The organism is Erysipelotrichaceae bacterium 66202529, assembly GCA_017161075.1.
Lineage (GTDB): Bacteria > Bacillota_I > Bacilli_A > Erysipelotrichales > Erysipelotrichaceae > Clostridium_AQ.
Map to the genome: position 1 here is coordinate 4,414,222 of CP046174.1, position 24,514 is coordinate 4,438,735.

Consider the following 24,514-nt stretch of genomic DNA (forward strand, 5'->3'; position numbering starts at 1 on the left):
GAATTTCTCCCTCTGTTAAGCGGTTGGAGCTGAAGTAACAGGTTCTTCCAATGCGATTGCGGAATAGACTTTAGTCAGAGCTCCAGACACTCTTGTTTCGATAAGGTATTTTTCCTTATTGAAATCAATATCGAACTGCTCGAATCTTGTAATCTCTCCGCCTTTTGTAGCACCAACATAATAGTCGTCCAGGTTAACAAAGATACCTAATAATTTATGCTGCTTGTCATCCTTATCGGTACGAATCTTACCTTCGAACTGCTCCACTGTATGGATATCACCAACGTTTAGTGCTGCTGCTAAATCAGTTTTTGAATCATAGATACGACGTCCATTCATGTCACGAGCAAGTAGCATAACGTTTAAAAGATGAGGAGTGCAGTAGAAATCCGGAGTACCACTTCCTTTATATTTCTCACGGGAATATAGTGCTGATGCGATGATAGCTTCTGCATAAACATAGTTATCGCCAAAGTTCGCTGCGGTATTCGTACCCTGCAGTTCTTTTCTAGCAGCATCGATATCGACATCTTTATGAATCGTATAAAGCTCGTCGTCATTCCAGATTGAACGAATATGATCTTCACTGATCTTGTCGTTATCCCCGTCTTCGCGTCCATCGCCGATCATGATGGCAGTTGCTAATTCCTCGTGAAGATCGTTCTTCATAACTCCGTACTGGTATTCGACGACATCGAAATCAGTAATATCAATAATATCGTCACGGTGAATTTCATCTTTACGATAAACTGTCTGTGGGTCTGTGGTTCGTTTCAGAAGCTTGATGTTTCCAGAAAGTGTTTTCTGAGCACCTTTTTTATAACCTTTCGCTCTGAGTTCAGCGCCACGAGCATCCGCATGACGAGTTCGAATACGAGTAATCGGACTTTTATGTACTTTATCCATTACCGTCGTTACCCAGCCAAGATCATTATTGATTAGCTCGGGTGCACCAGGACGGACATCTTTATACTCCGGAAACAAAGTCTCAATATCATCAATTCCGTGTGCCAAGTGGTCGTGTTCTTCAGAATACAACCTAATGGCGTCACTTAATCTTCCAACATTGCTAGATTTAGCGAGTTCGATAATGGCTGTCTGATCGGCATGGCATAATACGCCATCAGTAGTCGGTTTTGTTCCGACATCAAATACGTTGTGTTTCATTTCAATATTTCCTCCATTGTTTTCTGTGTCAGAATGTTCTAGTTCTTCTGGTTCTTCGTCGTCGGCATCTTCATCATCGGAAACCAACTGCCCAACCAATGCAAATAAAACCTTCTGCTGTTTTTCATTCATCGTGTTCAGAATGTCCTCAATCGTTTCTTCTTTTTCCGCTTCTTCTTTATCGGTTTTTTCCTCAACTGATTTATCAGTATCAGTGTGCTGAAGTCCAAGATCAATAAATTCGCCCGTATAAAGGATTCCTTCATCCACGTTTAGTTCATCTGTAGTACCATCACCATGCATAAGAATCGTATCTATAGACGCACCAGGATTAGCGCCAGCAATAACAAGACTAACCTCACGAATCTCACCATGAATGACTTCATTTCTGTTTTGTTTCAAGTGATTAGCATAAATAGACAATGCATCAATATCCCCGTGCTTTACCTGCTTCTTTGCTCTTTCACCGTCTTCAGTATCATTGAACGATCCATAAGTATAGACACCCTCTTTACGGTTTTCTAATAAAGCGTGACCAACAATATTTGATGCGTCGTTATGTTGATGATTCCAAACTAATGGAACTTTCTTTCCGTCATAATGTTTGAAAGCATCGCGTTTGATGATTCTTCCATCTGAACATAAGAGATCGTTCTTAGTGGCCCATCCGCCAAAGTCATAATTCTTCATTTTGATTTTCCTCCTTCTTTTCTTTTATGCTGATTACTTCTTCCGACTCAGACGGTTCGTTAGGCGCACTAAGATTCTTATTTCTAAGTTCATCAGCTTTCGGATCGTTGGACGGTTTCATACCGATCACCTGTCTGATTTCATTGGAAGTCATAATTTCATTACGTGTGAACTTATCGGCAATTTCAGATATCTCTGATACCGGAACAAGTTTAAACGGATCCCTAAAAATAGAAATTGACTGCCCTTTAGTTCTGGCAGTCAAAGTTAAAAAGGTCCTTTTGAACGCATCTGCGATTGCGGATGCTATAGGTTCCGTTATTCGGTTATAGTAATTCAACATTGTTTTTTCGTCAGCAGTTCCATCAAGTATGCTTTGCGTTACACCTAACTGACTGTATGCTAACGAGGTTAAATATTCAATCTGCTTCATAAGATTGTTCTCTACAGGACGATTTAATTGAGTTATATGTTCTGTAGCATCGACATAAGCTATCCCGTATTTCGAACCGGATAACTGCATTTCGATTTTTTTTATACGTTCTTCAGCTTGCTTTTTTCGAGCTTCTCCTTTTAATGTATAAGGTAATTGAATTATCAAGTCCAATTTTCCAGAACTACTTTGTTCGTCGATCGCGTCCAGCATATTTAATTTTCTTATCAATCGCTGAACCGTGGAATTTCTTTCATTCACTACCGCGTATAGTGGATTCTCAATAATAGCAACCATATTTTTCGGAAACACCTTATGAACCCTTTTCCCAGTCCATTCGTTGTATACTTCCACTTTGACATGCTGTGGATACCAATCAAGTATCTTCGCTGTCCTCAATGATAAAATATCGTACGAACCTGTAGCTGTAAGGTCTTGCATTGTTTCAACTGGAACAATTGCTACCTCTCCTTCGTCAAGCATTGAGATAACGACATCTTGTATAAAAGCCCGTGATGATTGGTCTGTATTGGCTTCTAGTGTTAAACATTGATTCAATTTAGAATCCATATCAGATATATAACGACCATTCCCATCAAGCTTGGTATGTCTGAAATCAATAGCCGCTACATCTAGAGCGATTTTGTTATACACGGATGTTACTATGGATTTTTCGTTACCTCTGGTAAAAGTCCGCCTATCAGGACGATAAGAATAACCTGTTCCGTGATACTCCACTTGATAATTTGTAGATGTTGGATCTTTATTCATGAAACCGTTCCATGCGTGTTTCAACCTAGATGAAAATGCTATTTCCATTATGATTTTTCCTCCTTATGCTTACTCAAATGCTTCTTTATTCAATTTATACGCTACAAATGAATCCATAAGAGCAGCAACACAATCGATCTTAGCTTCGTACTTCTTTTTTAATAATTTTCTGTTTCCATTTGTATCTTCTATAGTGATACAGTTCCCCATTGCATACGACATGATTTCTTCATCAAAAATCAACATTCTCTCTTCAGCCAGAATCTTCAATTCTCCTAATGGGACTGTTTCGGTCTTAGCTCCCTGTATGACTTTAACAAGTCCAAACGGACTGTTTTCAATACTCCAACGTTCGATGAATTCTTTTGCGTTATATGGATCATATCCAAAGCAATTCACAGTATAACCACGTTTTTCGATGTGGTTGTTTAAATCCTCATACACATCCGTAAGGTCGAGAATTGTTCCTTCAAGAACGATAAGACTTCCCTCATTTATGAATTGGTCGTATTTGATCCGCATTGATGGGGACAATTTAGTTAAAGTTAAAGATGTGATATAATTTCGTGTCTTCACCCCAAATGTGCCATTTGATAACGGAAACAAGAATGTAAATGCACAAAAATCGTTCCCTTGAGATAAGTCCGCACCGAGCGAGCATGGCAATTCCCAAAAGCTGCGTTTTCTATGTACTTTTGTTTCTTCGTATGTAAAAAAATAGGTATACCCTTCCATAGGTATACCAAATCGTTTCGCCAAAATATCGTTTCTTGAAGCTGGCGATTTTTCAGCTTTCTCAACATCTAATTGATATGTTTCATATGTTACTGTCTTACCTAGATTCGGATTGGCTTTTAACCACTTTGATGGGTCATTGACTTCATTTATAGAATCTAGCTGATACCACCAAATAGAAACATGTGGGTTATAGTATTCGCCCTTTAGTATTTTTGATAACTCCATTTTGATATCATCACCACTACCGTTACGAACAGTTCCTTCAGAACTAATTGCTAGAATCAGATAATCATTATCAGCCGTTGAACTTTGTTCTTTAGCCGCCCCTTGCTCTATTGCTCCGATAGGATCTTCCCTGATGTCTCCAGATAACCATTCGTCGACAACTGCCAGTTTCACGCGCATACCTTGTAACTTATCAATGCGCATTGGACGTACTTCTATTAATGAATTTGTTAAGAAATTCTGAATACCTTTCTTTGTGGAGTCAAGTTTCCTTCGATTAGACCTCGAACCAGTCGTATTTTGCAGAGAACCTTCTGTAAGAAACTTAAATAGAGGCCCCCTAGCTCTGGCTATAGCTGTGCGAAGAGGTGACATAATCTCCTCAGCTTGTTTCATAGTAGGACTTGTTACTATTTGATAGGTTGTAGATGTATCTACGTTTAAGAAGTACCCTTGCATGGTTGAACCGTACATAGATTTTGCGGCGCCTCGAGCTACGATAAGATACTGCTTGTTTATCATACGTTTCTTGATAGACTTCGTTACATAATGTCCTCCGTGACCATCTTCATTTGGCTCATAGACACTACGTTCCTCGAAGTAATACCATCCAAACACTTGCTCTCCCCATAATTTAAAACTGTCTAATAAGTTCAAATCAGAACCATCGGTAAGTGTTAATTCATTTTCGCAGAACCTGATCCAACCTTCGACAGCCTGATCATCGTAATAGATACCAGGATTCGCGATGAACCCATCAATACGATTCATCTCCATAGATATATTTTTACACACCGGTATTTCACCACGTATTACTGCGTCCCTAAACTCACTATAATATCGCGGCACAGCATTATTCAATAATGTCATACTTACCTATCTCTTTTTTACACTGTCTTTTACTATATCACCTAACACATCTACACCTTTAGCCATATACTTAGAAGTATAATTGGACACGGCCTGTTTACCAGATTTCACCAAAATTTCAGTAACAATTTTACTCCCGATTTTTTTATCTCTCTTGGATAGACTTGAATATTGCTGTTCCATTTGGAGACGATTAACTCGACTTCTTAACTCGGCATCGCTCATATATTTCACATTTTTTTTATTATGGGCTTTGCTGTAATCATCGTGAATTGGTTCATGAGAACTCAATCTTTTATTTTTTTTACTTTTACTGGCTAGTGTATGTGGACGACGAACCCCCCACCGCATACCTAATACGCCATAATGCTTTAAATAATTTTTATTCACTTTTTCACTCCTTCCTAAATATCTATACCAGCAGACAGATTATCTGCATACTCATTTATCCTCCATTCATACTCACTAATTTGTCTGTTAATTGAATCAACCGCTGACGAGCTTAATGGCGGGTCAAACAACAATTTTACTTTTAAGTACATATAGATTTTAACGGCATTAACCAAAACCTTATCTGATACGAAATCGGACCATACTGAAGTCTTATCCGAAATAAAAAAGCCCTCATTAGGGCCGATACCTATTTGCTGTAACGTTAAAAAAAGTGAATTGATATGCATTATTATATCGGGATCAAAGGCATCATATTCTTCTGTTGGCCCCAACAATTTCTTTATTGATGTTAATATGCTTTCATTCACGTCTATTGTTTCTGACATAAAACCATCCTTTCTTCAAATTTATTTCCAAGGACATGTATCAAATGGCTTTCTTATAACCGGGTCTTTAGGTAATAAATCAGCATTTCCATAGTGTATAGCATCGTGTGTTAATTTTGAAGTACATATGAGAAATTCTGGATCAAGTAATTTCCGAATGTCATTTAATATGTCCTCTTTCTTAAATGGATTCATATGATGTACATATATCTTTCCAATAATATCATATCCATATAAACCCATATCGCAACCTAGATCACGTACAATCACATCATCACGCACAGATAACCATTCTGGTAATTTGTAAAACCTTTGATTCAACCATCGATCAAAACCAAATGTTTCTTCACCAACTTTGCCACCTATCTGTAAATATTCGAATCGTTCGTGCATTGTTTTTAATTTACATAAATCAGTATAATTTCTTATCATTAAGTATCTCCTCGATATGATTTCATAGCCTTGAGTGCGTCTTCATATAGTTCCTCGACACGCTTTGCTGATTTAACTGATTCTGTTTTTGCTTTAAGAAGTTCATTTTCTTGCACGAGCTTTTCACGTTCCAATTTCTCTTTTTCTGTACCTAATTTCAGAAAGTGAGTTATTACCTGAGAAGATGCTGTTCCATTTCTTAACTGCTCTTCAGCAAGTTTAACGGCTAAAGCAACCATTTGACCTTCTCTGCCTTCTGGTGTTAATGCCGGGCGGCCTGTTTTTTTGACTTTGGGATCAGCACATTTAGTTTTAGCCATGTTTTCACTTCCTTTCTACCAGATTCCATTAGGTTTTATATATGTTTTTCCTACATTTAAAGAGGTTCACAAGACTTTTGAGTGTATTATAAAGACATGAAAGGAGAACCGAGATTGGACTAAGATAGCTATCACTATATAAATCTCATAAACCTCTTTAAATGCGGGATAAAAACATTTTGTCAAATATACCGCCGGGGGATTTTTTAGGAGGCGGGCGATGAAGGAGGGGGTGCTATATTTTCAGACCCTCCCCTATGTCATCACTCGTTAGACCTATATTACGATACCACTATTTTTTTATAGACATTATTCAAATCGTATTTAATGATTTCGTCAATTGCCCTTTCAATTTCTTCATTGTTTTCTTCATCTGAAAGTTCATCTGAAGTTCTTGCAATACGTGAAAGATATGAGCAAGAGTTATAACCCTTTTCGTTATCAAACATAAACCAAGAAGTAAATTGTTCTATCGGATCAAAAGGATTATCAATTGTTGTCAGCATACATTTTCTTGACATGTTTATTTACTCCTTTCCTTTTAGGTATTTGTTTACGGTCGATGTGGAGATACCTAGTGTATCGGCTATCTGCTTTATAGTGCAGCCTCTTGCATTCATACTAGCGATACGATTTACTTTATAAGCACTTAGTGTCATTGTGGTTCTAGGTGTAGCCTTTTCTCTGATAACATCAATATCTGCATGATTTAAAATTTGGGTAAGTTTGTTTTCACTTATTGCGCCAGCTTGAATCGCTTCCCACTCTTTATCAGTAACATTAATTGGTTCTCGTTTAGCACCAACTAATTCTCTAGCTTTAGTCAATTCACGTTGACCTAGTTTTTTTATTTCTTCCTTAGTCATATCAGGATTCGCTTTCTTTTTTGCATCCATTACAGAATTAACAATGGTCTGAGCGCGTCTTTCTTTAGGTGCGTTCTTCAATGATTGATTTAATTTAGACATTAAAGAATCGACTTCTTTTTGATAAGTTAATTTAGCAGACTTAGAATACGCAATTTTACCAGTTGTAACCATTTCTTTACGCGCCTGGTTGCCCAATGACTTCATTTTATTAGCGTAATCTGCATATAAACGTTCCATTGCTGTATCAGCGTCTGATATTAATGATTTGGCATCATGGGTTTCAGCCATTTTAGTACTCTTATCCGTACGCATCTTGGTCTTATACTCTATATCACCTTTAGCATTTGTGTAGGTTACTTTTCCAGTCTTTTCATCAACACGTTTAACTGGCTCATACTTTTTTCGTGCCGTCTCATCATCTACCCTATAGGTAACATTACCATGGGCCGTACGCAGAGTCACAAGGCCAGTCTTCTTATCGACACTACGGTCAGGGTAATATAAATCATCAGCCGTCTTATATAATAAAGCACCTTCTGGTTTACTTGGGTCATACCAATCTTTTCCCTTAATATTAACTTTAGGAGTACCTTGTCTTTTCGGTACAGAGGTTTCAGATTTTGCTCGAGAAATAAGGGTTGACGCTCCAGCAGAGTACCTACCATTTTCATCAATGACTCCTTGGTATTTACGTTTTAAAGCTTCTATATTATTGTCAATGTAGCTTTTCTTGTAATCAAGTTTATGTTTTTCAGCATCGATGACAACCATACTATGTCTAACAGCTGCAGCTAGTTCTTCGCTCTTAGCCCCTTTCAATGTCATATCAGTTATTAAATTAGATATTCGCCCCATTTCGTTTTGGGTATTGTTCATAATTTTTATTTTTTTACCATGATCATTATAGTAAGAGGTTTCTTCTTTGTATTTTCCTGTTTTTTTATCATACACTTTTTCAATCTTTTCAGTAGTTCCATATTTGAATTTCGGATCGAAGCCTATAAGACCGGTCAACAGCGGTTGTGATTTTATTTTAACATTTCCATTATTCGGAATTGTCATTACAGTATCCCCATCAAAATCAGCTCCGGATAATCTTTCAGCAACTCTGCTATTTATTCCGACTGCATCTATCGCATTGCCTAAAAGTTCTTTAGCAATCTTGTGCTTATTATTTACTTTAAGTAAAGGAATTTCAAAAGTACCACCATGAGGAAATCGAATAGCTGCTATTTCTTCTCCATTTTTATAATTCGGAGCATAAATTTCATTATCCTTTAATTCAGGAATAGGAATTAATACGTGATATTTCTGTCTAGGTAATGCTGCAGCGTAAAGATGTACTGCTGATGAATCACAATCATCAGAAAATGACTCTAACAATTTTTTCTTAACAGTAGGATTAGTAAGTGAACAAATGCTATTATATTCATCCACTTTGTCTTGAACCGCCAAACCTAACTGCTGTTTTGCTAATTTCCAAGTTTGTTTTGACAAGAACTGTGAAGGAAGTTTATCTTTCCATTCACCCCAATCACCCTCATCAGCTCGCTTATTGATCAATCCTAACTTCTTCTTACCATTTTTATCAGTATACCAATACTGTCCACCTTGTTCCGAATCTTTTATGGAAGAACCAAAAGGATTATCTGGATCATTTTTGATTTTTTTAAGAACATCGTGAACTGGCGTTCCTTTCTTTTTGTTGGTATTAAAAACTATATCAACACCATCCGGCATTTTATCCGAATAAACGGCCATTCCTTTTATATAATGAGTTCCATCAACAAGAATTCTGACCTGTGAATAACGAGATTCACCTAGAGATAAATCAGGAACATTTCTCCGAATTTCAATCAATCCGTCTTTTTCTATTCCGCCTTCTTCATTATAACGAATCTTTAATCGCTTTGAATCCATGCTTTCTGGATAATGAAACTTCTTTTCGATAGTACTGCCACCATCTCTTGATACATACTCTTTTAATGAATTTATTTTACTATAATCATAAATAGCTTTATGTTCAGTTCCTGGTGGACAAAGAACTTTTAATGTAGTCTTTTTCCCAGGATTTGTTACCTGATCGACTCGACCTCCATAACTTGGGTATCCCTCTAATTCTAGAATATATAGCGCTTGCTTTAGTTTTTCAGAAGATATGCCAAGCTCTTTTTCTACGCCCTTCCCTACATCGATCATCCCTTTTTCGTCAACTAATTTTTTTAGTTCATTGGCAGTTTTTTTAGCCTGATTCATACGAGCTTCCGAATTCTCGTTAAGTAACGAACGTACTGATGAATCATTTTTAAATCCCATCTTTTCTTTTATTTGATTTAGGGATAGTCCATCTTCTCTCAGACTTTTCGCTGTTGCTACATCTAAAGCTCTTCGCTCATCTTTAGCCAAGCTAACCTGTGTTCTAAGCATTGTTGTAGATGGAATATCTTTACCGTTATGATTGGTAACAATTCCCATAGTTTCAGCTATTTCCTTTTCAGTCATACCGCTTTTTTTCAAAGATTCCACTCTTGCTAGAAAATCACCACTGTGCTGATAAGGCTCTTTACCGCTCCCCCAAGGATAACGACCAGATCTTCTAGGCATTCCATAATGCATCAATTCATCACTATCATCCAATTCACGTAATGAGGGTTTATCATGATATGTCATAATTACGCCTCTACTTTCCGTATATCGTTTATCAACTTATCAAATCTCACAATTCGATCCATTAGCGTAAGGATTTCATCGGCACTTGGATTATGGATTACAATATCGTCTGACTGGTAGATTCTTAATTCTGTTTCAATCTTTGCTGGATCGATATCATACTCCAAACAAAAAAGAGCAGCGTATATTAACAACTGCTCCATATGGGCTGGGGTTATTCCAGTTTTCAAATCATGAATTCGCAAAAAGTTTTTTCTAAAACTTATAGCGTCGGCGGTACCAAAAGAATATGGCGAGTAATATAAAACTTGTTCCGGTATCATTTTAAATCCTATGGCGTCATTGATATACATATTTAATGTTTTCTTTGACTTGGATTGACGCTGTCCTAATTTTATAGCAAGAGCGGCATACTCATGAAAGCTTGTTCCCTTTAATGTTGCAAGGTGATTTCTATAAGTATTAATCAATTTCTCTTCACTATAATTGATCCAGTGATATTTACTAGCTCCTAGAAAAGCGTGTAATCCTTCTAGTTCTTTATGTTGATTAAAATCCATAACAGCAATTTACCTCCCAAAAAATTTCTTTAGTTCGTTCAAAACATGTTCTTTGTTTTCCGGATAAATAAAACTTGAAAATGACATCCTGTTGAGAAGATCCACATAATATTCCTGGTTAGGTTGGCGGTGACTTTGAGGTCCTCTTTTGCACTCAAGAATAGCCCATTTATCTTTAAACAAGACGAGTAGATCTGGTATACCTTGAATATAACTTGAGTCTAATTTCATAACGATGCAATTCTCAAACAACTGTTTAAGCTGCTTTATTAAATCAGGTTGAAAGTCACGCTCAAGTTTATTTTTTCGTGGTTCATTCATTGCTTGATTAATTCTCCTTCCAAAACAAAAACAAAAAGAACAATAACGCGCAGTTTTTGTTCTTCCTCTCATAACAGTGCATGTAATTTTCGCGTACCCAAAATAAAAAGTGCTTTGTAAAATTGGCATAAAATATACTCGTGGCCACTTGGCCACTTTTTTTGGCATAACTTATATATATACCTTAAATTTTTTATCACATTAAATAATAAAAAAAAGTGGGTAAGTGGGCAGAACGGTATCACCAAGCTCAAAAAACCCTTTAAATAAAGGGTTTTTAGCATGTCAAGTTGTGGCCACTTTCACTTTTAAAAGTGGGCAAATGGCCAGAAAAAGTGGGCAGAAGGACAAAAACAAAATAACTAAAATGGGCTGTGGTCACTTTCAAACCCACTTTTGGTCAGTTTTCAAAAAGAAAAGTGGGCAGAAATTTCGTTAATACCCACTTATTTCCAAATCAAATTAGAAATTTTTCTCCTTCACTTACTCCATCCCATATCTTTGTATCGGGCATAATCTTTTTGTTTATAATTACTAATAGTTGTTTCCAGTCCAAAAATCTGCCTTTTCAACTTTTCGTTTTCTTCCTTTAGTTCAATAATATTTCTTTTTAATTCACAATTCTCAGAAAGCAGATCTATCTCTGTTATTTCACTCATACATCATCAGTTCCCTTACCATCATCGCCCATTCTGGATTAACCGGACAATATTTCTGACCAATTAGTTCAGGAGTATCTAAACCAATAGCAAAATAGTTCTTAGAAAGGTTCCCGACAAACGCATCTACTCCTTCTTCAATACTATCAAAAGTAATCGGTACTTCATTTACACTTAAACCGCCTGGATTATTTCTATAAATATACGCGTACGATCGAAACCAACCAGTTTCTAAACGTGCAATAGCTAATGTCAAATCATAAGGGACTCCATACTTCTCACAGGAATTTTGTATTAGTTCTTCTATACTTAATTCCTTTATCTCTTCTTTTTGCTCTTCTTCCTGTACCTCCTTAACGGTCTTTACTACTGGAAGCTCAGCTATAGCCTTCTCCACGCTTTTTGATTGGTTCAGCGCTTCTAATTCATCCGCATTGGGCAACTTTACTATTTCTATATCAGCACTCTCAGAACCAACAGAAACAGCGTGTATACCTTCTGTAGCTGCACCAAATACCGTGACCATCATAACCAAAGCTGATAATACTAATTTCATAATTTTATTTACCATATATTATAATCCTTTCATTAGATACAAATCTTTCAACCAAAAAGAACTCCTAGTTTGTGTAACCAAGAGTTCATATTAAACTTTCGCCTATATGTCCAACACGTTATATGAATTAATATTCTTTTGAACATATTACCGTGACGTCACTTCCTTGTGCCAAATCAATTCCCACCTTAATTCGTTTTTTATTCCTAAGCATTTTATTTGGGTCTTCGTTTTTATAAAAAGATTCACAATACTGTTCGCCTATAACAGTCGTTACTTTCCAAATATTAAAAATCGGATGTGAGTCATCAACCAGCTCATATCCGACTATTCCGTTATAACCTTCAAACATCATTACTTACCTCCTTAATATTTAATAATATGAACCTCTAATCCGCGTTTCTTAGCAGTAGAAATCATATGTTTTGTGCCTCTTGATTTTCCATCCCAAAAAGCGAAAAGTACCCCGATAGCTTCTCCTGCATAATCAGCCATCTCACGATTACGAATTATGCCTGCCGACTTTCCATGTTTATCCCAATCAGCAGGAAAACGACGAATTTCAAATCCACTATCTGATGCGAAGCGTTCTCCTAATCTATCAGCCCCTTTAGCAGTACCTGAAACAATGACTGCTTCACAAGAAGCCATATATTCTGTAAGAACTGAGGACAGTAAATCGTAATCATTGAAATCTCTACCACCAGCTACAATTATACGAACCTCTTTATTATTCATGAATATCAATTCTCCTCCGCTTTAACTCTCTTTTTCGCTTCTTCTATAATTTCGTTACAAATTGGAGTAGAGCTGAGATCAGGACCAGTAATCAACTCCGAATAAGGCAGTGTCTTGATCCAATCACAGAAACCTTTTCCGACCGAACAATCTTCGCAAAGCAGCCATTCTTTTGAATTTTTGCATTCACGCGCATCATCTTTAACATTACAAGTACTTTCTGTATGCTCTTTCCACTCATCCAATTTATGATTCTTACGAGAGTTATAAATATTTGCCAAGACTTCATAGTTCAGCATCACAGTCCGCTTCTGGTTATAGCTAGTCGGAAGAAGCTGAATCATCTGCCACCAGTATTTTTTGTCTTTTGTCTCCATATACCTTTCTCTAGCGGCATTCAAATGATTTATAACATTGAGCATAGAACCCCTAAACCATAAATCACTTGGATTATACTGGATCGTATCCGGTCCAATTTCTTCATCAAATAGATCCTCACAGCTAAAATCGTCCCAAGTAAACTCCTTCGCCTGAATCTTATGCATGGTAGAACAGGAGTTGGCTACCGTACCTACCTTATACGTATCGAATTCCTTCCACCAATAGAGCGGAGCTGTTATGTCTACATATACAGTAATCATCCTCATGAATTTACGATGATCTGTACCAGCGTTACGAAGTCCCATCATGAGATCGAGATCATTCGAACCGATGTTCAAGCATTCCGCTTTCGTGTCGTCGTTAGTGCATTTCATGTTGTATGGGCATATTGAACAACCATCAACATCACTTTCTCCAAACAAACTATCACTCTTCTCCCAAGAATTCATAGGGTTCCGCATTCCACGAATAGCAGCCTCCCAACCAACTACTTCAACGTTTTCAAATTTGATCATTAGCTTTCTCCTTTTCTTTTTTCATTACAATGTCGTTATAGTATTTGCCTTTGTCACGCTTATTCCAAAAAACAGTCCTCATAGGAACACCGGCTAAGTGAAGTTTATCCCAAATATCTCTTAGATTATCTCTATAAATACTTGCCATTCTGTTCGACGGTTTTTTTATAAGGTCTAAAGGTTCCGCATCCAAATCCATAAGCTCTTTAAGAATCTCTGCAGTCGTTTTTCCGAAGCATCTAAACTGACCCGTTTTGATAAAAGTTTTCTGCCAGAAGAATAACCTGAAGCCAAGAGCTTTTTCCACTTCTTTAATTCGTTCATTAAGTGTTGGATCAAATATGTCTCTGTGGATAATATCATCATTCATATTTATCATGTCCTTCTCCTCCAATTCTTCATAGTAAGGACATTTTTCGATATAACAGTCCAAGCATCCAAAGACTTCGTCATGATAAGGACATTCTGATCGGTCATCAAATTTAATCATGTTTTTCTCCTTTCATGATTTTACTAATCTTAAGTTATCCGATTTTTTAATATATTCGTTCTTCACATATTAAACTCAATACTTCTTTGGCGTAATAAATCTGAATATCGGTAGTGTAATATCCGTTTTGTTCGGAATAGCAAGGAATTAAAAACATATTGCCAGGATTTCCAAATCTGAATCCGGATCCTTTTTCATCTTCACCTGAACCTTCCACCATCTCAAACACTAGATTTTCATTAAATTCAGTTTCCATCGCAAGTGTGTCTTCCAAGCTACTAAAATCAGCCCAGTTGGATTCGCAGCAATCCTGTTCGTGATCGTACGTAATTCTGTTACCGTTGTTGAATATTATTGCTTCATCTGTGATTTTTTCTATTCTCATTTTTATTTTACTCTCGTATTTTGATTTTTTTCTTTAGGTAGTGGCTCGGCAAAACAACAAAACCAACAATCTGCCATTATTCTAGAATTGCAAGGATCGTTGCATATACCTGTTTTAGAATCCCATTTAGCACAATCCACGCAATAACAAGCTGCTGTTGGCGTATTATTGAATCGGTTTTTTATTCTCTTATAGTATTGATATTGATTAATTTTATCTATAATGATTTGAACAACAATCATACAAGACACTAATATAGCCAATATACATGTTATGATTCCTATAAATAAAAAAAGTTTTTCCATTTTTCATGTCTCCTTATCCCATATCGCTCATTACTTTACTTGCGTTACCAAATACTTGGCAATACTTCTACACCGTTCAGAGTTTTTACATGTTACGTTTGTGACGGTCGTTACTCTGCAATTTTCAGAATACAAATTCTTCACATTTGCTACAGGTTCAAAAGCATCACAAGTATGGCAATATTCTGCAACATCTAATTCAATCATCACTTTTACCTCCTTACTTTCTAATATTAAACACTGCTGCCCTTTTATCAATTTCTTGATTAATATCTTCTTCTGTAATGTTTAGAACTTTTGCTACAATTTCTGACGATATAGCTACATGTGTAATCTCTTCAACTATATTATTAAATGATTCATTGACTTTAACCAAATCAAGATATTCCAAACTATATCCAAAAGAACGTTTGTATTTAGACAAAGCTTTAATCAATTCAGCACATTCCTCCTGAAGAATATCAATTTGTTTGAACGTATCAGTACCAAACATTTCATAATACTGATCAATATGACTATCCGGAATATTAATCATTACTTTTTTCCCTTTCTAGCCTCAATAACATCATTAATGGCTTTCCGACAATCTGGGCAAACGTCTTTATCTCTTTGCTTATAATGAGGCATATCCTCTTCACCTCTAATGAACAGAATAAGAGTATTCCAGTTTTCCTCAGACTTTTTAGTGTCGTAAATTTCATACAGTACACCGCAAATATCGCATTTCCTAGCAATCATGATCTTTCTCCTGTGACCCGAACTAACTTGTTGTAAAAAATATTAATATAGTAAGTAGTTCCTTTGTATGTAATAACATCGCCATCACGGTCACAGCCAATTAATTCGGCAAATTTAAATATCCTTGCTTTTCTAAATAAATCGATTAATTTTGTAAATAGGTTTTTATCTTTCATAATCTTTACCTCCGATAACCATTATTTAAGTAGACAGGTCCCCTATCAAAATCTGGACAAGAAAAAACTATATCCACGTTCTTACACTTCATCATCTGCTTCCAAGAAGAATCATCCTTTTGATCTGTACCATAAATGTCATTAGATAACCTGACCATGGCTTCTTCTGGATTTCCCTTATTACCACAAACTTTCTTATGAATACATTTCTCACAATCTGTTTCTAATTTAATCATTTCTCTTTCTCCTCACAGTATAGCCCCAAGCAATACTAAGACCAGCCAAATACCAGTCGCGATCAATAAACTAAACTCTAAACCAAAACACAGGCAAATCAGCCATAAAATACCACAAGTTATAACCCATGATATTAAAGAATAACCAACAATAACTATAATAGTTAACATTAAACTTTTCATTTTTTATCCTCCATATCTGCTGATCCCATATACTTGACTTGTCCTTTAAAGTTAAAAGGTTTGTCGGTGTTTTCGTTAACCGGATTATCCAAACACTCATTGCATGGGTCGCATGTTTCCTTTAACTTCACATACTTACAATACTTGCAGTATCGATCAAACTGTACCTCTCTAAAATCGTCAGATATAAGTGTTTCATCCATTTTTAATCACCGCCTATTTTCTTTTTCAGTTCCTCAACTTTAACAAAAAGGAAATCTAATAATATAGATTCTTCTGTTTCATCAAATAACTTTAAATTATAATAAAATCTCAAACCGCATTGACCGCATTGTAAAGTTACAACAATTGTATCAGGGCTAAATGTATCATTTTCCATATGCAATTTGATATTATGCTCATGAAGCTCTTTCAAAAGATTGTTAAAAGTATACCTCATTTTAGTCTCTCCGTTTTATGTTTTCATATCTAAAAAGGTCTTCGAGTTCTTCTTGAGTTGGTTTATGGATTTTCCCATTATTAATACTGAAAAACTTATTTATTGTTGATAATGTGACTACTCCATATAAACTTTTTATCTTCCAAACAATAAGGAACATATTTGATATATCGTGATGTTTGAGTATATATTTCTTTTTAGAATTTGGTAATTTGATAAACATTCTTCGCTTTAGTTCGTTTACAGATGACGTGGAAATATTTAAAATTTCACTGGCCTCTTTTATTGTATATTTTTTATTACGTATATCAGTATTTGTGTTGCTCATATCAAATATCTCCTTTATCCCTATTTAGTGATCTATTCGGCTCAAAGCCATTAGGATAACGCTTCTTAAGTTTTTCGATATTGGTTTCCATAACTTCATCAAGTTCTATGCCATAAGCAGAACAAATCTCAGCAATCATCCACATACAATCACCAAGTTCTTTTTTTAGATGTTCTATCTCAACGGGATGACCCTGATATGATTTCTGATAAATACTAGCAACCTCTCCCGCTTCGGAACACAATCCAAATACACCATGATGAATAGCATCAAATCTCTCACTATCTTTTTGAATTGACCGTTCACTATTAATATCAAAGTTACAGGTCCTCATAGCTAATTTCTGATATTCATTTCCTGTCATTATGTTTTACCTTCCTTTTTGATGTGGCCCATTTCATTCTGGATATTTTCGCCAATGCTTCACCCAATTCGTCAGAACTGACGCCAAAGGAAACACTGTCTTCTTGTGGAATCCATTGTTTAAATACGTCATAGTAATTAGAGCAGCTGTAGTTTGTACCTAGATACTTCTTAGCTATTGCCATAGCAAGCCCTTTCTCCTTGTCAAAATTATCGTCCTCCTGAGCCTTCACAACCGTCTTAACACCATCACTCCAAAATACGATTGTGGCCGGTTCATTGAATATAACTTTTGTAATTATTGGCGGATAATGACATATTGACTTTTTCACTCGTTCTGCTTCTTCAATCACATCGATAAGAGCAATTAAATTGGTGCTGTTATATGCCTCTTCTATTTTGGTAGTTCTCCAAGAAGATGGTTTATCATTGTTACAAAAAGGCGGATTAAAACTGTAGTCAGCTATAACCTCCGCCCAACGTCGAATGTTTATTTTTGGTGAAAATTTTACAGAGCAATGCCTTGTTTTGAATTCATATTGACAAATACGAACTGTCGTTATGTTGCGTTTATTCAATCTTTTTATAATATCGTCTATTTCTCGGCATACAAAACAATAATCGCAATCATGCCCAATAATAATCTCATAAGCCATTATTTTTACCATCCTTTCATTTTGTTTTATTTATTCTTTATCGAACTCAAACGGTACTATACTGTCTGGTTTGAAAATAATTTTATATTTATACTTGTTGGCGTCACGCCATTCTGTTTGCTCAACGATATAACTTGTATTATCCGATAATCCAAAATAATGCACCTTATATTTATCCTCACCAGTTTTACAAGTTAATTCTAGTCGGTTAGCAGTATTGTTTGTTTCAACAGAGCAATTTCCTTCTGCCTGAAATAAGTACTCCCCTGTGATGTTGTTCATAAATACAATTCTTCTCAACACTTTGAATTGTTCGGCATCCTTCTTAACATTTTCGGTAACTACCTCTGAATCACTGCTACATCCACTTATAAAGCATAAACTCAATGCTATAAACAACCCTGTATATATTTTTTTCATAATCATTTTCCTTACTGAACCTTTCTAAGGTATCTAGTTTTGTATTCTTTAATATCAATTTCAACCCATCCGTTATCGTCACTATCTAATTTAAAAAACTTATTAATTACAACCTTTTCGCCATCAGGCTTGATTGCATTAAAAATTCCAACAGTATCCCTTCCGCCACACTGTTTATCGGTCAGGAAATTTTCACAATAAACCTTGATTGAATCTGTTGTGGGATAATAAGGAAACGAAATAGGGAAAACACCTTTGATAATGTCATTAACTAATTTAGTACTGTATGTTATAGTAGGATCATTAATATCTACGCAATAACAATAATCAGCATCATAATATTCAATACCACCATCGTCCAACACTAATTTGAATAATGAACTCATCCGTTTATTTTGATAGGAAACATGTCCACCTCCGACATCATCTTGACATAAATCCCACATATCCTCTGTATCTTCAATAGGACTAAGTGGCTTGCCATTAATAAGACGATTTAAAATATTTTTGGTAAATCCGATACTCATACCAGAATGCCCATCATCTAGTAAGCTATTAAATGCTTTCAATGCGCTCTCATAACAGCCACATCCATAATTCCATTCATTTTCTGAAGCATTTCCTCGTTCTCTTCCACATGCAATCTCAACTTCTCTTTCAGCCCATTCTTTCATTGACATAATATTTGTCCTCCTTATTAAATGTTTATTTCTCGAGTAATACTTATTTTTGCCAACCCTATAGCCATTTTATATTGCTTCTCATAAATCGTATCTTTATGCAAGTCTTCGATAACCTTCTCAAACTTGTTGATATCGCCTATAAAACATCCACATCTAACATTTATCAATCTTCCATGTGTCCTAAAAAACGTTATAACATCGTAGTGAGGTCCTATGTTAGATACTGTTAAAATATCGCTCGTTGTTCTAACGTATGCATTATCACTTACACATACATTGCCATGTATACAGGCATCACCACATATGCATGCATTATCACGTATACAGGCATCACCACATACACATGCGTTATCACTTATACATGAATTGCCACGTACCAAGGCATCGCCACTTACCCAGGCGGTGTCACTTACACATGCATTATTGTATACCCATGCATTATCGCATACTTTTGCACCACCACGTACACATGCGTTATCACTTATACATGCATCGCCACATACATTGGCATCACCACATACATGAGCTTTATCGCATACACGGGCATTATCGCATACACGGGCATTATCACTTATCCAAGCATCACCGCATATGCATGCATTATTGTATACCAAGGCATCATCATATACCCAGGCATTATCGACTTGAGATAGATTTTCTTCTTTTTCAATATACCCACCTAACTCCCCAACTTCTACGTTTTCTAATGGTTTAAGTGCTTTAATTCTGAATAATTTCAGTCCACATATCTCGATCACAATATCCGTTAATTCAAATTTCTTTTCCATATGTTAAGTCCTCCTTATTTTTTACAAATTAAAAAGAAAGAGCCCAATTATCTTGAGCGTCCTTCTTTGTAATTAAAAATGCATACTTCTGGATATCTTTGTTTGACGACATCAACGAATTGATCATACTGCTCTTTTAAACACTTTACAGTCAGCACTATACCTTTTCCGTCAACTAAATGTGTCGTATAAATGTTTCCATTATACCTGTTACATATAGCAAACTGTAATCCCGATATAAATCCTTCTGTGTGTTCTGATCTCCCTAACTTACAATCATTTCGTATCAATGTTTTAAATATTTCCATGAATACATCTCCTTTCATTATAGAAACTGTTAATTACGCGTAGGTAATATCAAATTTCCACATAGCATGGACAATCACGACATGATGTTTCATTTTTACCAGAACACATACCAAATACTGCTATTCCCATATTTTCCATTTCGTAATAACATTTATTTTTTAAATATTTCCTTCTAATTTTTTGGCACCACTTTTTAAATCTCATCACCATTTAATAAACTTCCCTTCATTAAATTTTTTCTTGTTTGCCAAGGACTTACTTATTGCTAAATCAATACCTGATCTGCTTTTTATATGATAATAATACAAGTCCTTGTAAGGTGTGTTCAACCGATCTATTCTCCCGCAAGCTTGTTTTAAAACCTTATATGAATAATTCTGACTATAGAATATGATGGTATCAGTTGTAATGCAATTCCACCCTTCATTACCGGCAGTATACTGAACAAGGTATATCCATTTATCTCCTTTCGGAACTGGTTGGTGAGCATGACCTGTCCATTCTGTTATTTCGCAGTTGTCTCCATAATAAAGACTCAATAAAATATCTCGCTCATAATCAAAATTATAAAATATGATAGCTTTTGGATGCTTTTCTATAAGTTCGAGTAAAGCTACTTGACGCGATTCATCAGTATTTACTATTTGTCTTAGCACATAACATAACCCAGTTGCCTGTTGAATTGGCTCGTCTTTGAACGGATTCCACCTATTCCTTATTGCGTCTTTATATTTTTGAATATCAAAACTCGTATAGATATCTTCATGATGCGAAATCGTTTTTCTGTTGAACTCCATATCAACCAAAATTTTGTTTCGTAATCTGATCAATCTTCCGGTATTCAAATATCTTTGAATTTGCTGATATTTTACATATGGACTATAAATTATATGTTCTCTTGAAAACTCTGTCTTGTTTTTATAAAACCCATTAGCGACAAATACGGGAATGTAGTCTGACCACGTATCTCCGGGTGTTGCGCTGAGCAAAATCCATTTATTTACTTTTGCGATTTTATAAAATGACTTCACCCATGCTCCGTTACCTACTAATCGTTGTTCATCAAATATGAAAAAAGCACTCTTTACATTTGAGTACTTTTTAATGTTGTTCCAGCTATCTATTATGATGCTATTATCATAATAATTCTTAGCCTTATCAGTAGATAGAAGAAAAGGGGCTAAATCACCTTCCCATTCTAAGGTATCTCTCTTATGGGCTGTTGTGATTATGTACAAGTCTTTAGGATTACTCATTGGAATATAATCTTCTCCAATACCACCGCCATTTTCCTTAAAATAATACCCCAACGCAGTTCGTGATTTACCAGTACCAACGCCTCCACATAATATACAACCATTACGCATTTGATTTATAGCCTTAATTTGATAATCATATAAACCTACTCCCATTTAGTCCTCATCTATCTTCATCCTTCTATTGGGAATAGGCTCTAACTTATCGTATGATCGTATTGCTTGTAACTTACTATTTATTTCATCTATAAACAGTATATCTTTTATGTCTACTCTCTTAACTACACCTTCCGGAAATTCTACAATCGCATGCGCATAACTGATTTGTCCACCGGGATGTCCGCCAACCATTGGACTCTGGCCAATCACATCCATATAATGCTCCCATGTATGAAAATATCCAATCTCTCCTTTTACTCTACATAATCTCAATTTATTTTCATTCATTAGTCATTACCTCTTTAAGTTTGCTTTCAATTTTACAAAGTATATTTTCGACAGTAGTACGCGTTTCATCACTAAGTTTTATGTACTCTTTCCGTTCATCATACCAATTAAAAATTTCTGTTAAATTGCCAACAGCCCAGCTAAAAGACCACCAATCGCAAATCATTTCAATAATATAATTGTATGGTATATCAAGAACAAGTTCTCCTTCGTCCGGATCATCATTATTCAAAATCCAATATTGCCAGTGATGTGGATTTCTATGAATATGTTTAAGCCAAGCTAATTTAAAATCACGAACAACTTGATATGAGCGATTACCACCATAAAAGTACTTGTCATAAGCCTCGTATTCATCTGGTTCTGTTTTGGAAAAATCATGAGAAAAGCAAGTTTGATGAGTTATACCATCGTCAGTGATAATCTCTGGAAGATTATTCTTGATCCATTCAAATCCTTTTTTAACGTTTGCTTTATGCGTATTCAAATAATCGTCATACTCTTTACTCATTAGTCATTACCCCCGTACTTATATTTGTAATATTCATCAATAAAATCTTCACATTTATCTATGAGCATTTGCTTGCTTCTGACCTGTACATCATAATAATGCTCCATCATTTGTTTAACACGAAACACGGGAATCAACATAGATCCATTCGTATAAGCTTCATCATTATCTTTAAATTGATATTGCTCAATGAAATCTTCCCATTTTTCTGGAAAAGTCATTCGTTCAGGCATAATTTCTTTCCTCCTTAAAAACAATAACCAATACTTAAATTATATGGATTATCGTAATCAATCGTCATCTTCATACCATATAATGTATTTAATCGAACGTCCGTTATCTTCATACCATATAATGTATTTGATCCAACGTCAACTAAAACTATAGTGCCATAGTAACCCAAACAAGATTTAATCTCATCCCATAAATATATACCAATTGTTATAGTAAGTGATTTAGGATTCTTTCCTAGACTTTTCTCACATACGTTTTTTTCTATATAGATTTTTTCAAGAATATCTTTTCCTTTCATGATTTAACCTCCTTCGTAAATTCACCTAAACTATGTGTTAACCTACGCGTAACCCAAATATCCGTAAAATACATCATAGTGAACCAATAGTTTTTCATATCGTCGTTTTCAATAATTGGCTCGGATATACTATCGCCAACTTTTACATATCCGGCAACACCAAGAAGGGTGAGTTGTATGTAGCACATCAATGCGACAGTTTCGTCAATGTCCTGAGCTATGACCAAAACATGGTTTTGATAGTTCATGTTGTTAGCAGCCATTTGTTTCCGCAACTCATTTATTCCAGCAATCAACATAGCTCCACCACCACAGCAACAATCGTTTATTGTTACATACCCTTTTTCTTTTATTGCAGATTCGACAGTATCATTATTGATTACTATTTTTGACATAAATTCGCTAATGTGATACGGAGTAAAATACTGACCATTAGTTTTACTTCCCAAGTCAAGAGACATAAAAATATCGCCTAGAAAGTCCTGGTCGGGATTTTTTTCTAAAGCGACAACAATTTGTGCAGCTAATTCCGGGAATAATTTTTGTTCCTGTGTATTGTATTTCTTTATGATTTTCAAATATCTTTTTTCACGCTCATCGTAATGACTTTTGTCCACAGCATTCGATAAGGCGCAAGCATACATGATGATGAAATCTCGCCACACATCCCATGCCCTGTGTCTAGTCGTTAGCTTATTAAATACCTTGATAAACTCTTTTTTCGAATCATCGCTTAAATTCCGTTCTTTGTTTATTGCAGGCTTCTTGATATGTTCCTGCTTTTGCTTTATTTCTTGTATTTCTTTATGCTTTGTTTTAGATATTTTTTCTATAGGCGCTGTTGATACCTTGTTTTGATATGAAACTGGTGGTTTTGAAACTCTAGTCTTAGACTTTGGTTTCTTTTTCCTTCTCCAAAATATCATAGCGATTCCTCCTATTTATAATAACTTTTGGCTGTTTCCTCTTAAAGTCCTACGGCGCGCACTCCGGACTTTTGTTTACTGGACATTTAACCAGGCATATACTAAGCTGGCACCTAATAAATTTTATTTAATCTACATTGTCATAATACCTTGAAGCAAATGGGTCAGAACTAAAATCCTGTTCCACATACATAACTTTGATATATAACGATTTACGCCCTGTGGTTTTGTTAATGTAGGGATTAAGTGTCACATTTACGTTACCAATACATTTATCATCAGCAAGTTTATCAATAAGAGCGACCGATTCCTCATCAAGCGTTACCGGTCGGTTATCTCCGGATACAAGTCGAATTATTGGTGGACGGCCTGTATCATAGTTAGCTCTTACTGATACAAAGTACTCCGGAATAAAATCTTCTTCCTCACCTGCTCTCGGCTTAGTTTCTTTAACATTAAAGCCATCATCTATCATTCTCATTGCTGAATCATAATCTGGAATGACAATATTACACTTTCTTGCATCGGATCCAAAATTATCTCGTTGTGGATCTCCAGATAAATTAGTTCTATATATGAATCGTGTATTTTCAATAACAATACTATCTGTATTTCTATATTCCATTTTTATATTCTCCTTTTAGTTTTT

38 protein-coding genes and 2 pseudogenes are annotated in these 24,514 nt (G+C 35.5%); all 40 read right to left on the minus strand.

Annotation, left to right across the window (positions count from 1 at the left end; genetic code table 11):
* Window positions 1-15 precede the first annotated feature (15 nt).
* Window positions 16-1,857 carry a caudovirus prohead protease gene (locus tag GKZ87_20855; protein ID QSI27778.1) on the minus strand — a complete coding sequence of 614 codons (1,842 nt, stop codon included), beginning with the start codon at window positions 1,855-1,857 and terminating at the stop codon, window positions 16-18.
* Window positions 1,844-3,109 (minus strand): phage portal protein, encoded by a 1,266-nt coding sequence (locus GKZ87_20860; GenBank protein QSI27779.1) that lies wholly within the window; start codon window positions 3,107-3,109, stop codon window positions 1,844-1,846. Before GKZ87_20860 ends, GKZ87_20855 begins: the two co-directional genes overlap by 14 nt.
* A 21-nt stretch (window positions 3,110-3,130) precedes the next feature.
* A complete protein-coding gene (locus GKZ87_20865) occupies window positions 3,131-4,894 on the minus strand; it encodes a terminase (GenBank protein ID QSI27780.1) in 1,764 nt (587 codons plus the stop codon).
* A 6-nt stretch (window positions 4,895-4,900) separates the two neighbouring features.
* Entirely contained in the window at window positions 4,901-5,245 is a 345-nt protein-coding gene (locus GKZ87_20870) for a hypothetical protein (protein QSI28036.1), read from the minus strand.
* A gap of 53 nt (window positions 5,246-5,298) precedes the next feature.
* Window positions 5,299-5,673 carry a hypothetical protein gene (locus tag GKZ87_20875; protein QSI27781.1) on the minus strand — a complete coding sequence of 125 codons (375 nt, stop codon included), beginning with the start codon at window positions 5,671-5,673 and terminating at the stop codon, window positions 5,299-5,301.
* A gap of 21 nt (window positions 5,674-5,694) precedes the next feature.
* Complete coding sequence (locus GKZ87_20880) at window positions 5,695-6,105, minus strand: hypothetical protein (GenBank protein ID QSI27782.1); 411 nt, start codon at window positions 6,103-6,105, stop codon at window positions 5,695-5,697.
* Window positions 6,105-6,425, minus strand: a complete 321-nt coding sequence (locus GKZ87_20885) for a hypothetical protein (protein QSI27783.1) — start codon at window positions 6,423-6,425, stop codon at window positions 6,105-6,107. Before GKZ87_20885 ends, GKZ87_20880 begins: the two co-directional genes overlap by 1 nt.
* Before the next feature lie 281 nt (window positions 6,426-6,706).
* Window positions 6,707-6,946 (minus strand): hypothetical protein, encoded by a 240-nt coding sequence (locus tag GKZ87_20890; protein QSI27784.1) that lies wholly within the window; start codon window positions 6,944-6,946, stop codon window positions 6,707-6,709.
* A 6-nt stretch (window positions 6,947-6,952) separates the two neighbouring features.
* Window positions 6,953-9,964, minus strand: coding sequence for a helix-turn-helix domain-containing protein (locus GKZ87_20895; GenBank protein ID QSI27785.1), 3,012 nt, complete (start codon window positions 9,962-9,964; stop codon window positions 6,953-6,955).
* Between the two features lie 2 nt (window positions 9,965-9,966).
* The gene (locus GKZ87_20900) at window positions 9,967-10,524 is read right to left on the minus strand and encodes a DUF2800 domain-containing protein (protein ID QSI27786.1); all 558 of its coding nucleotides are present in this window, start codon (window positions 10,522-10,524) and stop codon (window positions 9,967-9,969) included.
* Window positions 10,525-10,533: 9 nt separating this feature from the next.
* On the minus strand, window positions 10,534-10,845 hold the full coding sequence (locus GKZ87_20905; protein QSI28037.1) for a hypothetical protein: 312 nt from the start codon (window positions 10,843-10,845) through the stop codon (window positions 10,534-10,536).
* A 479-nt stretch (window positions 10,846-11,324) separates the two neighbouring features.
* Window positions 11,325-11,504, minus strand: a complete 180-nt coding sequence (locus GKZ87_20910; protein QSI27787.1) for a hypothetical protein — start codon at window positions 11,502-11,504, stop codon at window positions 11,325-11,327.
* The gene (locus GKZ87_20915; GenBank protein ID QSI27788.1) at window positions 11,497-12,075 is read right to left on the minus strand and encodes a hypothetical protein; all 579 of its coding nucleotides are present in this window, start codon (window positions 12,073-12,075) and stop codon (window positions 11,497-11,499) included. The genes GKZ87_20910 and GKZ87_20915 overlap by 8 nt, the downstream gene beginning before the upstream one ends.
* A gap of 112 nt (window positions 12,076-12,187) precedes the next feature.
* Entirely contained in the window at window positions 12,188-12,415 is a 228-nt protein-coding gene (locus GKZ87_20920) for a hypothetical protein (protein QSI27789.1), read from the minus strand.
* A gap of 11 nt (window positions 12,416-12,426) precedes the next feature.
* A complete protein-coding gene (locus GKZ87_20925; GenBank protein ID QSI27790.1) occupies window positions 12,427-12,798 on the minus strand; it encodes a DUF2493 domain-containing protein in 372 nt (123 codons plus the stop codon).
* 221 nt (window positions 12,799-13,019) lie between these two features.
* Window positions 13,020-13,694, minus strand: a pseudogene (locus GKZ87_20930) (hypothetical protein).
* A complete protein-coding gene (locus tag GKZ87_20935; GenBank protein ID QSI27791.1) occupies window positions 13,681-14,184 on the minus strand; it encodes a hypothetical protein in 504 nt (167 codons plus the stop codon). The pseudogene GKZ87_20930 and the gene GKZ87_20935 overlap by 14 nt, the downstream one beginning before the upstream one ends.
* Window positions 14,185-14,246: 62 nt before the next feature.
* Window positions 14,247-14,575: pseudogene (locus GKZ87_20940) on the minus strand (hypothetical protein).
* Entirely contained in the window at window positions 14,572-14,874 is a 303-nt protein-coding gene (locus tag GKZ87_20945) for a hypothetical protein (protein ID QSI27792.1), read from the minus strand. The pseudogene GKZ87_20940 and the gene GKZ87_20945 overlap by 4 nt, the downstream one beginning before the upstream one ends.
* Before the next feature lie 30 nt (window positions 14,875-14,904).
* The gene (locus tag GKZ87_20950; GenBank protein ID QSI27793.1) at window positions 14,905-15,081 is read right to left on the minus strand and encodes a hypothetical protein; all 177 of its coding nucleotides are present in this window, start codon (window positions 15,079-15,081) and stop codon (window positions 14,905-14,907) included.
* Window positions 15,082-15,094: 13 nt separating this feature from the next.
* Window positions 15,095-15,409: a hypothetical protein gene (locus GKZ87_20955; protein QSI27794.1), complete on the minus strand. Its 315-nt coding sequence runs from the start codon at window positions 15,407-15,409 to the stop codon at window positions 15,095-15,097.
* Entirely contained in the window at window positions 15,409-15,612 is a 204-nt protein-coding gene (locus tag GKZ87_20960) for a hypothetical protein (GenBank protein QSI27795.1), read from the minus strand. The genes GKZ87_20955 and GKZ87_20960 overlap by 1 nt, the downstream gene beginning before the upstream one ends.
* Window positions 15,609-15,788: a hypothetical protein gene (locus tag GKZ87_20965; GenBank protein ID QSI27796.1), complete on the minus strand. Its 180-nt coding sequence runs from the start codon at window positions 15,786-15,788 to the stop codon at window positions 15,609-15,611. Before GKZ87_20965 ends, GKZ87_20960 begins: the two co-directional genes overlap by 4 nt.
* Window positions 15,789-15,793: 5 nt before the next feature.
* Window positions 15,794-16,024, minus strand: a complete 231-nt coding sequence (locus GKZ87_20970; protein QSI27797.1) for a hypothetical protein — start codon at window positions 16,022-16,024, stop codon at window positions 15,794-15,796.
* A gap of 179 nt (window positions 16,025-16,203) precedes the next feature.
* Window positions 16,204-16,410 carry a hypothetical protein gene (locus tag GKZ87_20975; protein ID QSI27798.1) on the minus strand — a complete coding sequence of 69 codons (207 nt, stop codon included), beginning with the start codon at window positions 16,408-16,410 and terminating at the stop codon, window positions 16,204-16,206.
* A 2-nt stretch (window positions 16,411-16,412) separates the two neighbouring features.
* Window positions 16,413-16,586: a hypothetical protein gene (locus GKZ87_20980; GenBank protein QSI27799.1), complete on the minus strand. Its 174-nt coding sequence runs from the start codon at window positions 16,584-16,586 to the stop codon at window positions 16,413-16,415.
* 61 nt (window positions 16,587-16,647) lie between these two features.
* Window positions 16,648-16,974: a hypothetical protein gene (locus tag GKZ87_20985; GenBank protein QSI27800.1), complete on the minus strand. Its 327-nt coding sequence runs from the start codon at window positions 16,972-16,974 to the stop codon at window positions 16,648-16,650.
* 1 nt (window position 16,975) lies between these two features.
* On the minus strand, window positions 16,976-17,338 hold the full coding sequence (locus GKZ87_20990; GenBank protein QSI27801.1) for a nucleotide pyrophosphohydrolase: 363 nt from the start codon (window positions 17,336-17,338) through the stop codon (window positions 16,976-16,978).
* Window positions 17,325-17,993 carry a hypothetical protein gene (locus GKZ87_20995; GenBank protein ID QSI27802.1) on the minus strand — a complete coding sequence of 223 codons (669 nt, stop codon included), beginning with the start codon at window positions 17,991-17,993 and terminating at the stop codon, window positions 17,325-17,327. The genes GKZ87_20990 and GKZ87_20995 overlap by 14 nt, the downstream gene beginning before the upstream one ends.
* 30 nt (window positions 17,994-18,023) lie before the next feature.
* Entirely contained in the window at window positions 18,024-18,419 is a 396-nt protein-coding gene (locus tag GKZ87_21000; protein QSI27803.1) for a hypothetical protein, read from the minus strand.
* 5 nt (window positions 18,420-18,424) lie between these two features.
* Window positions 18,425-19,096, minus strand: a complete 672-nt coding sequence (locus GKZ87_21005; protein ID QSI27804.1) for a hypothetical protein — start codon at window positions 19,094-19,096, stop codon at window positions 18,425-18,427.
* 14 nt (window positions 19,097-19,110) lie between these two features.
* Window positions 19,111-19,884 carry a hypothetical protein gene (locus tag GKZ87_21010; protein QSI27805.1) on the minus strand — a complete coding sequence of 258 codons (774 nt, stop codon included), beginning with the start codon at window positions 19,882-19,884 and terminating at the stop codon, window positions 19,111-19,113.
* 47 nt (window positions 19,885-19,931) lie between these two features.
* Window positions 19,932-20,192, minus strand: a complete 261-nt coding sequence (locus GKZ87_21015; GenBank protein QSI27806.1) for a hypothetical protein — start codon at window positions 20,190-20,192, stop codon at window positions 19,932-19,934.
* 204 nt (window positions 20,193-20,396) lie between these two features.
* Window positions 20,397-21,605 (minus strand): hypothetical protein, encoded by a 1,209-nt coding sequence (locus GKZ87_21020; protein QSI27807.1) that lies wholly within the window; start codon window positions 21,603-21,605, stop codon window positions 20,397-20,399.
* Complete coding sequence (locus tag GKZ87_21025; GenBank protein ID QSI27808.1) at window positions 21,606-21,896, minus strand: hypothetical protein; 291 nt, start codon at window positions 21,894-21,896, stop codon at window positions 21,606-21,608.
* Window positions 21,889-22,407, minus strand: a complete 519-nt coding sequence (locus tag GKZ87_21030) for a hypothetical protein (protein ID QSI27809.1) — start codon at window positions 22,405-22,407, stop codon at window positions 21,889-21,891. Before GKZ87_21030 ends, GKZ87_21025 begins: the two co-directional genes overlap by 8 nt.
* The gene (locus GKZ87_21035) at window positions 22,407-22,640 is read right to left on the minus strand and encodes a hypothetical protein (protein ID QSI27810.1); all 234 of its coding nucleotides are present in this window, start codon (window positions 22,638-22,640) and stop codon (window positions 22,407-22,409) included. Before GKZ87_21035 ends, GKZ87_21030 begins: the two co-directional genes overlap by 1 nt.
* Before the next feature lie 14 nt (window positions 22,641-22,654).
* Window positions 22,655-22,939 (minus strand): hypothetical protein, encoded by a 285-nt coding sequence (locus GKZ87_21040; protein QSI27811.1) that lies wholly within the window; start codon window positions 22,937-22,939, stop codon window positions 22,655-22,657.
* Window positions 22,936-23,865, minus strand: a complete 930-nt coding sequence (locus GKZ87_21045; GenBank protein QSI27812.1) for an N-6 DNA methylase — start codon at window positions 23,863-23,865, stop codon at window positions 22,936-22,938. The genes GKZ87_21040 and GKZ87_21045 overlap by 4 nt, the downstream gene beginning before the upstream one ends.
* A gap of 127 nt (window positions 23,866-23,992) precedes the next feature.
* Window positions 23,993-24,490, minus strand: a complete 498-nt coding sequence (locus tag GKZ87_21050; protein QSI27813.1) for a hypothetical protein — start codon at window positions 24,488-24,490, stop codon at window positions 23,993-23,995.
* Between the last annotated feature and the right edge of the window lie 24 nt (window positions 24,491-24,514).